The organism is Mycobacterium gordonae, from assembly GCF_002101675.1.
GTDB lineage: Bacteria > Actinomycetota > Actinomycetes > Mycobacteriales > Mycobacteriaceae > Mycobacterium > Mycobacterium gordonae.
The window spans coordinates 49,406-64,457 of the sequence record NZ_LQOY01000040.1 but is presented as its reverse complement, the minus strand read 5'-3'; the positions used below and the strand labels follow the sequence as shown (position 1 = coordinate 64,457).

2 protein-coding genes are annotated in these 15,052 nt (G+C 69.2%); both read right to left on the bottom strand.

Going from position 1 to position 15,052, the window contains the following annotated elements:
* Positions 1-21: 21 nt before the first annotated feature.
* Positions 22-2,562 carry a PEP-utilizing enzyme gene (locus AWC08_RS07545; protein WP_069432704.1) on the bottom strand — a complete coding sequence of 847 codons (2,541 nt, stop codon included), beginning with the start codon at positions 2,560-2,562 and terminating at the stop codon, positions 22-24.
* Positions 2,559-14,975: a type I polyketide synthase gene (locus tag AWC08_RS07540; protein ID WP_069432705.1), complete on the bottom strand. Its 12,417-nt coding sequence runs from the start codon at positions 14,973-14,975 to the stop codon at positions 2,559-2,561. Before AWC08_RS07540 ends, AWC08_RS07545 begins: the two co-directional genes overlap by 4 nt.
* Positions 14,976-15,052: the final 77 nt, after the last annotated feature.

Genomic DNA, 15,052 nt, shown 5'->3' with positions numbered 1-15,052 from the left:
GTGAAGCACAGAGTAGCGCGGTCAGGGCTCGAGGACGCGGATTTCGCCGGTGGCGCCGTCGACTTCGACCAACGCCCCTTGCGGCAACGACCGGGTGGCGCCCTGGACGTCGACCACGCAGGGGAAGCCGAATTCGCGGGCCACCACGGCGGCATGAGACATGGGCCCCCCGAGTTCGGTGACCACCGCCGCGGCGTAGCAGAACGCGGCCGTGTATCCGACGTCGGTGACCTCGGCGACCAGGATCTCACCGGGTTGCAGGTCGTCGATGGTCTCGGGGCGCACGATGCGAACCCGGCCCCGCACTCGGCCGCCACAGACGCCGACGCCACGCAGAGTGTCCCCGCCACCCAGCACCGCGGGCGAGGAAGTGGTGGGCTCCCAGTGGCCGCTGAACACGGTCGGCGGGACGACTGCCACCAGCCGGCGCTGCTCGGCGCGACGCTGTGCCACCAGCTCGGACACGTTGGCCGGCAACGCGTCGAGTTCGTCGACCAACAGGTAGAACACGTCGTCGACCGATTGGAAGACCCCGGATTCAGTCAGCCGGCGGCCGTACTCGCGCAGCAGTCCGCGCAGCACCCAGATGGCACGCACCATGCGGTCGCGACGTACCTCACGGTCGCGCAGTTGTCGTGCGGCAAGCAGAGCAACAGGCTTGGCGTGCAGAGGAATCGGAGTGTGTTGTGGCTCGGGCGCCGGTGGGGCGCTCAACGCCTTGGTGACCATCCGGATCAGCAACTCGGGGTCGTCGGCATAGCTGGTCGAGAGCATCTCCACCTCGGCCGGCCCGCGGTGTCCCATCAGGGCCAGTTCGTCGAGCACCGCCCGGTGAAACTTCGGCGCCTCCACGGCGAGTTTGTCCAGCCGCTCGCCGGGTTCGGCGAGCACCCGCAGTACGGTGGGATCCCGCCGGGCCGCCATCGCCAGTCGCTGCACCGCTTCCACCGATCGGGCGCTCACCAATTGCGGCCCGGCCGACGGGGCGGTCTCGCGCCCACACAATCCGCGCAACAAGACGTTGAACGCTGCGCACAACATGAACGATCCGGACGCCAGCAGCCAACCGTGCACCACATGGTCGCGTGCCAGCAGGATCAGACTCAGCAGCCGGCGGTCATCCAAACGTGTGACGTCGTCGCCGACGAGTTGCTCGAGGCGTGCTATGTCGCCGCGGTAGTCGTGCGTGTCCAGCGGGGAGCCCGCGCTCAGACCCACCAGGTTGACGCCGAACACGCCGATATTGCGGAAGGTGCGCAGCCGCCTACGGACCGGGTTGGTTTCCGACGGCGGCCGCTCCTCACCGAAGATCGGCAGCGACGCCATGCTGGGACCGAAGAATCCGCTGTTGCTGACAATGGTCGCGGGTTTGGCGAACGGCACGGTTTCGGCCATGAAGTGCGCCGAGGTGATCGCTCCGTAGAGCCGGTGGGCGAATACCGCGACGGTGCGCATCGCGATTTCCTTCTGCACTATGCCGCCGGGCCGCAATCTCTCGGCGATGCCCACCCCGCCGGCGCGCAGGCCCCGAACGGTCACGGACGCCGACGACGGCGAAAACGGGCCGGGCAACGCCTCGGACAAGTTGGTGGCCAGGAAGGTGGGGAACCGGGGGTCGATCGGGGTGTCGAACTCACCGTTCGCCGCTTCCGGACCGGCCAACTTCGGCTCGATCCCGTCGTCCGCCGGTGTGTCGACCGCGGGCAGATCCTGGACCGGGGCCAGCCGCCAGGGCAGGGCCAGCACTCGGTCGCCGAATGCGACGCGTCCGCGCACCGCGAGCGAGAAATCCTCGAGGCATTCCCTTGCGGTCCAGGCGGGGTCGAGATGCCACTCCTCGCGCAGCCGGGTGGTATCCATCAGCGGAACGGCCACCTTAGGCCCGATCGGCACCAGCGGACGCCCCAGTGACGCCGCGACCTGCCGCACCGTCGGCGTGCCCGCAGCGGCGAGATTTATTGCTCCGCTGATGATGTCGCCTTGGACGACGGCCTGGTTGAGGAGGCGAAGCGCATCGTCGGTGTGTACAACCTGGATGCGACGTTCGGCGGACCCGCTGAGCAGCACCGGCAGGGCGGCGAGGGCACGCAATCGGTCGTCGACGCTGCGGCCCAAGACGAGTGGTAAGCGGATCGCCACCCACTCGAAACCGGACTCCGCCAACATCCTTTCCACCCGCGCCGCGTGCCGCCCCGCGGGAGTCGTCGGTCGTAGCGGCTCGTCCTCGGTGACGGGTTGCGTTCGGTCACCGTAGACCTGCGCGCAAGAGGTGAAAACAATGCGCCCGCCGGCGGCCTCGGCCATCCCCGCCAGCACGTTGGCCGCTCCCTGGATATCGTCCTGGCTTCGCGCCGGGACGCAATGTGCGACGACTTTCGCCTCGCTGAGCGCTTGGCGGACCGCACCCGCGTCCCGGATGTCGGCGGTCACGAAACGCGCTGCGCTGGGCCAGCTTTCGGGGCGCCGGCGGGCGATGCCGGTGACGTCGTGGCCCTCGCTGAGCAGTCTGGCAACCAGGCCGCGGCCGAGCAGGCTGTCGGCACCGGTGACGGCGATCCTCACTCGTCGTCGTCCATGAACGCCGCATTCACCAGGTCGTCAAGGTCCATGTCAGCGAGGTCCTTGCCGCTCGACACGTCGTTCGGTGTCCCCGCAGCACCGTTCCGGTCGCCGTCCTGCTCGTTGGCCAGCGCCAGCAGCAGGTCCAGCACACCCGCTTGGCGCAGCCGCTTGACCGGAATCGACGCCACGACGCGACGCAACTCCTCTTCCCCGGGCGCCGCCGCGGGCTGCGCGTCCTGGTGCGCCGCACCGAGCAGCTCCTGGTGGAAATAGCCGGCCAGCGCGGCCGAGTTCGGGTAGTCGAAGATCAGCGTCGGCGAAAGGCCCAGTCCGGTAGCGGCCTTGAGCCGGTTACGCATCTCGACCGCAGTGAGCGAGTCGAAGCCCAGTTCCTGGAATGCTCGGTCGGGGTCGATGGCTTCCGGCGTGGTGTTGCCCAGCACGGTGGCGATGTGCGAGCGCACCAGATCCAACAGGACGGCGTGCTGTTCTTCCTCGTCCAGCCCTTCCAGTCGCTGCAGCAGCGCCGACTTGGATTTCGCGGCAGCCAGCGAGTCGTCTACCTGGCGTCGCGCCGGCGCGTTGATCAGGTCGACGAACATCGGCGGCAACGTGCCGGCATCGAACTTGGCGCGCAGTGCCACCAGGTCGATGTGCGCCGGCAACAGGAACGGCTCGTCGACAATTAAAGCGGTGTCCAGCAGTTCGAGCGCTTCCTCTGAACCCATCGCCACGATCCCGTCGCGGGCGAACCGGGCGAGGTCGGCCGCGCCCAGCGCACCGGTCATGCTGCTGGCCTGATTCCACAGTCCCCAACCGAGCGAGACGGCCGGCAGGCCGTGCTGGCGCCGGTGCAGGGCCAGCGCGTCCAGGAACGAGTTGCCCGCCGCGTAGTTCGCCTGGCCGGATGCGCCGGCCAGCCCGGCGATCGACGAAAACATCACGAACGCCGACAGTTTCAGATCGCGAGTCAACTCGTGCAGGTTCCAGGCCGCATCCACCTTGGCCCGCATCGCCGTGTCGACCCGTTCGGGGGTCAACGACGTCACCACCGCATCGTCGAGCGTTCCCGCCGCGTGGATCACCGCCGACAGCGGCCGCTGCGCCGGGATCTCGTCGATCACCTTGGCCAGCGCCGCCCGATCCGCCGCGTCACAGGCAACCACCCGCACCTCGGCGCCCGCGGCCGCCAGTTCGGCGGTCAGTTCGTCGGCACCCGGCGCATCCGGACCGCGGCGACTCACCAGCACCAGGTGACGCGCCCGGTGGCGGTGCACCAGGTGCCGGGCCAGCGCCGAGCCGGCCATCCCGGTGCCGCCCGTGATCAGGACGGTGCCGCCGGCCACACCGGAACTCATGGTCATCACGACCTTGCCGACGTGGCGTGCCTGGCTGAGGTAACGAAGCGCGGCCGCGGCCCGGCGCACGTCGAACACCGTGGCGGGCAACGGTTGTAGCACGCCCGTTTCGAACAGCGCGGCCAGCTCGGCCAGCATCGACTGGATGTGGTCGGGTCCGGCTTCGAACAGATCGAAGGCGCGGTAGCGCACGCCCTGTGCGGCGACCTCGTCGGCGTCACGGATGTCGGTCTTGCCCATCTCCAAGAAAATCCCACCTGGGGCGACCAGCCGCAGTGACGCGTCGACGAAGTCACCGGCCAGCGAGTCCAGCACCACGTCCATGCCGCGTCCGCCGGTGCCGGCGCGGAAGTGGTCCTCGAAGTCCAGGCTGCGCGAGTCGCCGATGTGGGCGTCGTCAAAACCCATGGCGCGCAGGGTGTCCCATTTGCCCTTGCTGGCGGTGGCGAACACCTCCACACCCCAGTGCCGGGCCAGTTGCACGGCTGCCATGCCGACACCGCCGGCGGCGGCATGCACCAGCAGCCGCTGCCCGGGCTGCACGTCGGCCAGGACTTTCAGCGCGTAGTAGGCGGTGGCGAAGACCACCGGTGCGGTAGCGGCCTCGGTCTGCGACCACCCGGGCGGAATCTTGATCAGCAACCGCTCGTCGGTGGTCGCTACCGCCCCGGTGCCTTCCGGGAACAAGCCCGTCACCCGGTCACCGGACGCGAAACGCTTGGCGTCGGAAGCGGTCTCGACCACGGTTCCCGAGGCTTCGACACCCATCGCCGCCGCCTCGTCGGGGTAGAGACCGAGAGCGATCATGACGTCGCGGAAGTTGGCGGCCATGGCGCTGGTCGCGATGCGCACCTGCCGCGGTCCCAGCGGGGCGTCCGCGTCCGGAATGGGTTCCATCCGCAGGTTTTCGAAGGTACCCGGGCTGCTCATGCCCAGGCGCCATGGGACATCACCCGGGGGGCTCAACAGCGAGCGCACCGCACGGCTGCCGTGCACGCGCGCGATGTGCGTGGTGCCGTTGCGCAACAAGATCTGGGGCTCGCCGACCGCGAGGACGGCCGCCGCTTCGTCGTCGGTGATGGCGACATCGCTGTCCACCAACACTATTCGGCCGGGATGCTCGGTCTGAGCCGAACGCACCAAGCCCCAGACCGCGGCGCCGGCCAGATCTGTGATCTTCTCACCCGGTAGCGCCATCGCGCCCCGCGTCGATACGACCAGAACTCCCGAGTCATGCTCGGCCAGCCAGGCCTGCACTGCGGCCAGCGCGCGGTGAGTGGCGGTGTACACACCGGCCAGGCCTGTCACAGGTTCCGACTCGAACACCTCATACGGCGGCGTCGCACCGGTGGTCAGGGCCGGCGCCGGTGACCAGTTGACCTCGAAGAGACGGTCTCCGGCCGACCCCGCAAGTGCGGCCTTGAGCTGCTGCTCGGTCACGGGGCGGGCCACCATCGAAGCCACCGACAGGACCGGCAGTCCCAGCGCGTCGGTCAACTCCACCGACACCGACGACGGCCCGGTCGGTGTGATGCGGGCCCGCACCGCCGACGCGCCCGCCGCGTGCAGGCACACGCCCTGCCAGGCAAACGGCACCAGCACGCCATCGGGGCGTTCGAGGTCGCTGTCGGCGCCCGCGATCAGGGCGTGCAGTGCCGCGTCCAGAACCACCGGGTGCACCCCGAATCCGGTGGGCGACAGGCCCGCCGTGTCGGGCAGATTCACCTCGGCATACAGGTCGTCACCGCGGCGCCACATCGCGGTCAGTCCCTGGAAGGCGGGGCCGTAGCCGTACCCGCGCTCGGCCAGTCGCTCGTAGGTGCCGGTGATGTCCACCTGGGCGGCGCCCACCGGCGGCCAGCTGGACAGCTCGGAAATCGCTTGCGGCGCTGCTGAACTCACCGAACCTTCGGCGTGCAGCAGCCAGCCGCTTTCGGCCCGCGAGAAGATCGACACGCCGCGAGTGCCGGACTCGTCGGCGGCGTCCACGACAACTTGCACGGCGACCGAGCCGGATTCGGGCAGGATCATCGGAGCCGCGAGCGTGAGCTCGTCAACCGTCGTGCAGCCCACCTCGTCCCCGGCCCGGATGGCGAGTTCCACAAAGCCTGCGCCGGGGAAGATCGCTACGCCGCCCACCGCGTGGTCCCGTAACCAGCCGTGCGTGGCGGCCGACAGTCGGCCGGTCAACACCACACCGCCCGAGCCCGGCAGGTCGACCACCGCGCCCAGTAGGGCGTGCTCGCCGGCTGCCAGGCCCAGGCCCTCGGCATCGACCGCGGTGCTGCCGTTGGCCAACCAGAACCGGCGTCGCTCAAAGGCGTACGTCGGCAACTCAACGAAGTTCGCCTGCCCCAGCACCGCCCGCCAGTCCACCGGGGTCCCGGCGACGAAAAGGTGCGCCAGCGCGCCGATCAGCGTCGCGGGTTCGGGTCGGTCCTTGCGCAACGCAGAGCTGGTGGTGATTGCCACGTCGGGCAGCGACTCCTCGATCGACGCGATCAGACCCCCACTCGGACCGACCTCCAAGAATCGTGTGGCACCGACCGACTGCGCGAAAAGAATGCTGTCGGCGAAGCGCACCGCTTCCCGGACATGGCGCTTCCAGTAGGCCGCCGACGCGAAGTCGTCTCCGGCCGGTTGCCCGGTGACGTTCGAGATGACCGGAATGGTCGGCTGGCCGATCGGGAGGCCGGCCGCGACCGCGGCGAACTCGTCGATCATCGGGTCCATCAGCGGGCTGTGGAACGCATGGGAAACGGCCAGCTGGTGGACCCGGCGGCCTTCGGCTCGCAAGCGCTCGGAAACCTCGAGCACCTGCTCCTGCGCACCCGAAATGACCAGCGACGCCGGACCGTTGACCGCGGCGATGCTGACTTCAGCGGTCAGGAGCGGCCGCACCTCGTCCTCGGTGGCCTGCACGGCGACCATCGCACCGCCGGCCTCCAGCCGCTGCATGAACCGCCCCCGGGCGGAGACCAGAACGGCGGCGTTCTCCAGCGACAACACGCCGGCGACGTGCGCCGCCGTGAGCTCACCGACGGAGTGTCCCATCACGAAATCGGGCCGCACGCCCCAGGATTCCAGCAGCCGGAACAGCGCAACTTCGACCGCGAACAACGCTGGCTGAGCGAATTCGGTTGTGTTGAGCACACTTTCGTCGTGGCCCCACATCACTTCGCGCAGCGGTCGCAGCAGGTGATGGTCCAGTTCGCCGACAACGGTGTTGAACGCCTCGGCGAACACCGGGTAGGTCGCGTGCAGACCCATGCCCATGCCCAGCAGTTGGGAACCCTGGCCGGGGAAGACGAAGACGGTCTTACCGGGTTGCGTCACACCGCGGATGACGGCACCGAGATCGTCGTCGGCCAGCTCGGACAAACCGTTCAGCAACTCGGCCCGGTCGGCGCCGACGACGACGGCCCGGTGCTCGAACGACGATCGGCCTGCCAGAGTCCAGCCGACGTCGGCCGGCTCGAGTTCGTCGCGGCGGCCCAGGTATTCGGCGAGCCGGCCGGCCTGGGCGCGCAAGGCCGGGGCGGACTTGGCGGAGACCACCCACGGCAGCACCGCCGGTTTCGGGCCGGTGGTTTCGACGGCCGGTGCGGCGGGACCGGATTCGATGATCACGTGCGCGTTAGTGCCGCTGATCCCGAATGACGAGACCCCGGCCCGCCGGGCGTGTTCCGCCGGCCATGGCTGCGGCTCGGTCAGCAGCGCAACCGATCCCGTCGACCAGTCGACGTGCGGGCTGGGCGCGTCGACGTGCAGAGTGGCCGGCAACACCTGGTGGCGCATCGCCTGCACCATCTTGATCACCCCGGCCACCCCCGCCGCGGCCTGCGTGTGACCCATATTCGATTTGATCGACCCGAGCCACAGCGGCTCGCTGCGGCCCTGCCCGTAAGTGGCGAGCAACGCCTGCGCCTCGATCGGGTCGCCCAGCATGGTGCCAGTGCCGTGACCCTCGACGGCATCCACCTCGGTTGCCGACAGGCCCGCGGCGGCCAGCGCGGCCCGCACCACCCGTTGCTGGGAGGGACCGTTGGGCGCGGTCAAGCCGTTGGACGCGCCGTCCTGGTTGATGGCCGACCCGCGCACCAAGGCCAAGACCGGATGCCCCAGCCGCTGGGCGTCGGAAAGCCGTTCCACCACCAGCATTCCGCCGCCCTCGGAGAATCCGGTGCCATCGGCAGCGCCGGCGAATGCCTTGCACCTGCCGTCGGCCGACAGTCCCCGCATGCGGCTGAACTCGATGAAGATGTCGGGCGTCGCGTTGATCGTGACACCGCCGGCCAGCGCCAGGTCGCACTCCCCCGACCGCAGCGACTGCACCGCCATGTGCAACGCCACCAGCGAGGACGAGCACGCGGTGTCGACCGACACCGCCGGCCCTTCCAGGCCGAGCACGTAGGCCACCCGGCCCGAGGCGACACTGGAAGACTGCCCGGTCAACCGGAAGCCCTCCGCCGCCTGGGCGGCGCCGATGCCGTAGCCCTGGGTGTAAACGCCGGCGAACACTCCGGTCGCGCTGCCCCGCAGCGAGCCCGGCTCAATGCCCGCGCGTTCCAGTGCTTCCCAGGACAGCTCGAGGTACAGGCGTTGCTGCGGATCCATTGCCAGGGCCTCGCTGGGTGCGATCCCGAAGAAGGCGGGGTCGAAGTTGGCGACGCCGTCGACGAATCCGCCGGTGCGGGTATAGCAGGTGCCGGCGACGTCGGGATCGGAGTTGTACAGACCGGCCAGATCCCAGCCCCGGTCGGTCGGGAAATCCGAGAGCACGTCGCGGCCCTGAATCACCATGTCCCACAGGTCTTCCGGCGAATACACGCCACCGGGATAGCGGCACGACATGCCGACGATCGCGATCTGGTCCGCACCGGTCACGCGTACGGCCGGGGTTTGGGTGATCTCCTGGGGCACTCCGGCGAGTTCGGTACGGATGTAGGTGGCCAGGCCACTGGGGGTCGGGTAGTCGAAGATCAGCGTGGGCGACAGCGAGAGCCCGGTGGCCGATTTCAGCCGGTTACGCATTTCCACTGCGGTCAACGAGTCAAAACCCAAGTCCTGAAAGGCCTTATCGGGATCGATGGCTTCGGGCGCCACGTTGCCCAGCACCGTGGCGATGTGAGAGCGCACCAGGTCCAGCAGCAGGGCGTGCTGCTCGGCTTCCGGCAGGCCGTGCAACCGGTGCGCGAGCGCCGATTTCGACTTCGCCGCGGCCAGCGACTCGTCGACCTGACGACGGGTCGGTGCGTTGACCAGGTCCCGGAACATCGGCGGCACCGCGACCGCGTGGGCGCGCAACGCGGACAGGTCGATTCGGGCAGGCGCCAGGAACGGCTCGTCGACGATGAGCGCGGTGTCGAACAGTTCCAGCGCCTCCTGCGAGGACAACGCCAGGACGCCTTCGCGACCCAACCGGGCCCGGTCGGCTTCATTCAGCCCGCCGGTCATGGCGCTGGCCTGATCCCACAGGCCCCAACCCAGCGATATCGCCGGCAATCCGTGGGCACGGCGATGTGCCGCCAGCCCGTCGAGGAAACAGTTCGCTGCCGAATAGTTCGCCTGTCCGGACGAACCGACCAAGCCGGCCATCGACGAAAACATCACGAAGGCAGACACATTCAGGTCGCGGGTGAGCTCGTGCAGGTTCCAGGCGGCGTCGACCTTGGCCCGCAGCACCGTGTCCACCCGGTCCGGTGTCAGGGATGTCACCACCGTGTCGTCGAGCACCCCGGCGGCATGGATCACCGCCGAAAGTGGCCGCTGCACGGGAATGTCGGCGATCACCTTGGCCAGAGCCGGCCGGTCGGATGCGTCGCAGGCCACCACCTGCACCTGCGCGCCGGCCGCCTCGAGTTCGGCCACCAACTCCGCGGCGCCCGGTGCGTCCGGGCCGCGCCTGCTGAGTAGCACCAGATGACGCACCCCGTGTTGGGTCACGGCATGGCGCGCCAACGCCGAACCCGCCATGCCGGTGCCGCCGGTGATCAGCACGGTGTCCCGGGACCACAGGCCCGGCAGCGTCATCACGACCTTGCCTACGTGGCGCGCCTGGCTGAGGTAGCGCAGCGCAGCCGGGGCGCGCCGGATGTCGAACGTGGTGACCGGCAGCGGACGCAGCACACCCGCGTCGAACAGTTCGGCGAGATCCAGCATGTACTGGTGCATCCGCGGACGGCCGGGCTCGAACAGGTCGAAGGCGCGGTAGCGCACGCCCGGGTACTGCTGCGCGATCACCCCGGGATCACGGATGTCGGTCTTACCCATTTCCAGGAACACGCCGCCGGGGGCCACCAAACGCAGGGAGGCATCGACGAACTCGCCCGCCAGCGAGTCCAGGACCACATCCATTCCAGCCCCGCCGGTAACCGTGCGGAACTTCTCCTCGAAGTCGAGGCTGCGCGAGTCGGAGATGTGGTCGTCGTCAAAGCCCATGGCGCGCAGGGTGTCCCACTTGCCCTTGCTGGCGGTGCCGAACACCTCCAACCCGAGATGCCGAGCCAACTGGGTGGCGGCCATGCCCACACCACCGGCGGCGGCGTGAATCAACACTCGCTGCCCCGGCCTGACCGGCGCCAGATCCATGAACGCGAACCACGCGGTGGTGAACACCGCGGAGATGGCCGCCGCTTCGGCATACGACCAGTCCGACGGCATGGGCAGCAGCAACCGGACGTCACCGGGAACCAGGGTGCCGCTGGTGTCGGGGAAGAAGCCGTACACCGAATCGCCGACGGCGAATTCGGTGACCCCGGGCCCGACCTCGACGACGACGCCGGCGCCCTCGCCGCCCAGCAGTGCCTCGTGGGTGAACATGCCCAGCGTGATCATGATGTCGCGGAAGTTGGCCGCGATGGCGTGCAGGGCGACGCGGACGTAGCCGGGCTCCAGCGGCGCGCCGGCATTGGGTACCGGCTCCAGGCGCAGGTTCTCGAAGGTCCCCGCGCTGCTCAGACCCAGCCGCCACGGCCCCTCGCCCGGCGGTTCCAGGATCTGGTCGACCGCGCGGCTGCCACGAACCCGGGGAGTGTAGAGCTGGCCCGCGCGCAGCAGCAGCTGAGGCTCACCGACCGCGAGCGCGGCTGACAGCACTGAATCATCCAGTGGCGCATCCGAATCGATCAACAGCAGGCGCCCGGGATTCTCGGTCTGCGCCGACCGCACCAAGCCCCAGACCGCCGCACCCGCCAGATCGGTGACGTCCTCTCCCGGGAGCGCCATGGCGCCGCGGGTCGCGACCACGAGCACACCAGTCTCGTGGTCGGACAGCCAGGACTGCACCGCGGCCAGTGCGCTGTGGGTCCGTTCGTAGCTTGCCGTGACCGGATCTTCCTCACTGACAACGGATTCGAAGACCTCATAAGACATCTCAGAGGGCGTCGTCGCGGTACCGCCGGCGGATGTCGCCGGCGTCCAGACGAGTTCGAACAGCCGGTCCGGACCGGAGCCGGAAAGCGCCGCCCGCAACCGTTTTTCGTTCACGGGGCGGGCCACCATGGCAGCGACCGAAAGCACCGGCAAACCCAAACCATCGGCGAGCTCCACCGAGACCGCGGACTCGCCGACGGGCGCGATCCGGGCCCGTACCGCCGAAGCGCCCGCAGCGTGCAGCGTCACGCCCTGCCAGAAGAACGGCAACACGAGTTCGGCTGCCGGGTTGGCCAATACCGCGGCGTGTAGGGCCGCATCGAGCAACGCGGGATGCACCCCGTATGCCGCCGAGCCTCCTGCCGGGTCAGGCAATGTCACTTCGGCGAACAACTCCGGCCCACGCGACCACAACGCGGTCAGCCCACGAAATGCCGGACCGTACCCGTAGCCGTGCTCGGCCAGCCGCTCGTAGCCGCCGGTCAGATCGACGGCAACGGCGCCCTGCGGCGGCCACACCGACAGGTCCGCGCCGGGCTCGACCGTTGCGGAACGCAACGTTCCCTCCGCGTGGCACACCCACACCGATCCACCGTCGACGTCGGTGTGCGAGTAGATCGACACACCGCGCTGCCCGGTCTCCTCGGCGGCGGCGCCCACGATGACCTGTACCGCAACGGATCCCGACGCCGGGATCACCAGCGGAGAGCGCAGGGTCAGCTCGTCGACCACCGAACAACCGACTTCGTCGCCGGCGCGGATCGCCAATTCCACAAAGCCGGTGCCGGGGAACACCACCATGCCGGAGACGGCGTGATCGGCCAACCAACCCTGCACACTCGGAGCAAGCCGACCGGTCAGGACGACGCCGCCCGAATCCGGCAACTCCACCACCGCGCGCAGCAGCGGGTGCTCGCTGGCAGTCAGGCCCAGGCCGGAGGCGTCGGCGCCGGTGCCCTCGCCGGACAGCCAGAACCGTCGCTTGTCGAAGGCGTACGTCGGCAACTCGACGAACCCGGCGCCGTCCAGCAGACCACGCCAGTTCACGGGTACCCCCGCGACGAATGCGGTGCCTGCCGAGGACAGGAAGCGTTGCAGTCCACCGTCTTCGCGACCCAGGGTGGGCACCACCACGGGTTCGGTATCGCAGGCGCTGGCGGTGCCCTCGATGCCGGCGATCAGAGCCGGGTGTGGACTCGATTCGATGAACACCCGGTAGCCGTGCTCACAGGCACTACGGACCGCCTGGTCGAGCTGCACGGTCTGACGAATGTTGCGATACCAATATTCGGCATTCAAACCGGCGGTATCCAACCGACTTCCGGTGACGGTGGAGAAGAAGGCGATGCGCGATGACGACGGCTCGAGGCCGGCCAGCGCCTCGCTCAATGCGCCGCGGATCGCCTCCACCTCGACCGAGTGAGAGGCGTAGTCGACGTCGATCCGGCGCACGCGGAGCTCGCGGTCGACACAGGCGGCAGCGAGCTCGTCGAGCGCGGCCACCTCGCCGGACACCACGACCGCCGCAGGGCCGTTGACGGCGGCGATGTCCAGGCGATCACCAAACGGCGCCAACAACTCTCGTGCCTGCTCGGCGCCGCAGGCGATCGACAGCATCCCACCCGGCCCGGCCAGCCCGGTCAAGAGCTTGCTGCGCAGCGTGACCACTCTGGCCGCGTCGCGCAACGACAGCGCTCCGGCTACGTAGGCAGCGGCGATCTCGCCTTGGGAGTGGCCGATGACGGCGTCGGGGCGCACACCGATCGAGCGCCACAGCTCGGTCAGCGACACCATCACCGCGAACAGCACGGGCTGCACCACGTCGACGCGGTCCAGACCCGGAGCCCCGGGTGCGCCGCGCAGCACATCGATCAGCGACCAGTCGACGAACTCGGCGAACGCTTCGGCGCACACCTGGACCTGCTGCGCGAATACCGGTGCGGTGTCCAGCAATTCGACGGCCATACCGACCCACTGCGAGCCCTGGCCGGGGAAGACGAAGACGGTCTTTCCGGTGGGCTGGGCCGCGCCGCGGATATACTCCCCCGGCTCATCGGCGGCAAGCTCGGCCAATCCCGCCAGCAACCGGTCACGGTCTGCCCCGACAATGACGGCCCGGTGCTCGAACGCGGTACGCCCCGCCAGCGACCAGGCGACGTCGGCGATGTCCAGATCCTCACGCGCGCCGATGTATTCGGCCAACCGGGCGGCCTGGGCCGTCAGTGCCGAGGCGGATTTGGCGGAGATCGTCCACGGCACTGCCGGTCCCTGCGGCGCGGCCTCGCGGGGCTGTTCGGCCGGCGCGGACTCGATGATCACGTGCGCATTGGTGCCGCTGATGCCGAATGACGACACCGCTGCACGGCGGGCGCGGGCGGGCTCGGCCTTCCACGGCTGGGCCTGGGCCAGCAACTCCACCGACCCCGCCGACCAGTCCACGTGCGGGGACGGCACATCCACGTGCAAGGTCGCCGGCAACATCTCGTGGCGCATGGCCTGGACCATCTTGATCACACCGGCCACACCGGCCGCGGCTTGCGTGTGCCCCATGTTCGACTTGATAGATCCCAGCCACAGGGGTTGCCGTCCCGCATCCGCGCGCCCCTGACCGTAGGTGGCCAGCAAGGCCTGGGCCTCGATCGGGTCGCCGAGCGTGGTGCCGGTGCCGTGGCCCTCGACCACATCGACATCGGTCACCGACAGCCCGGCGTTAGCCAGCGCCGCGCGCACCACGCGCTGTTGGGAGGGACCGTTCGGCGCCGTCAATCCGTTGGACGCACCGTCCTGGTTCACCGCGGTACCCCGCACGACGGCGAGCACCGGGTGCCCCAACCGCTGTGCGTCCGAAAGTCGTTCCACCACAACGATGGCGCCACCCTCGGACCAGCCCACGCCGTCGGCGGCGCCCGCGTAGGCCTTGCAGCGGCCGTCGGGAGCCAGGCCTCGGTGGCGGCTGAATTCGACGAACACCGTCGGGGTGGCGTTGACCGTCGCACCACCGGCCAGTGCCAGGTCGCACTCTCCCGACCGCAGCGACTGTACCGCCATGTGCAGTGCCACCAGGGACGACGAGCAGGCGGTGTCCACTGACACCGCTGGGCCTTCCAGACCCAGCACGTAGGACACCCGGCCGGAGGCGACACTGGACGTCATACCGGTGAGCCGGTAGCCCTCTATCTCCTCAGCAAACATTCCGTAGCCCTGGGCAATGATCCCGGCAAACACACCGGTGGCGCTGCCGCGCAGTCCGCCGGGATCGATCCCGGCGCGCTCGAGCGCCTCCCAGGAGAGTTCCAGCAGCATCCGGTGCTGGGGGTCCATCGCCAGCGCCTCACTGGGCGCGATGCCGAAGAAGGCGGCGTCGAAGTCGGCCACACCGTCGACGAAGCCGCCGGTGTTGGCGTAGGTCTTGTGCGCCGCGTCCGGGTCGGGGTCGAAAAGTTGACCGACATCCCAGCCGCGATCGGTGGGGAACTCGGCGATGACGTCGCGGCCCTCGGCGACCATCCGCCACAGGCTGTCCGGGGAGTCGACGCCGCCGGGGAACCGGCAGGACATTCCGACGATGGCGATCGGCTCGCTGTTCCGCTCCAGCAGCGCCCGGTTGGTCTTCTTCAGGCGTTCGACCTGGACCAGCGCTTTCCGCAATGCTTCGGTCGCATGCTGGAGCTGATCACTCATTACTAACCCCTCGCCTAATTTGGTCGTCTCTGACCCGCCGGATGCGGCTCTCGCCGAGTCATAGAAGCCGCCGCACG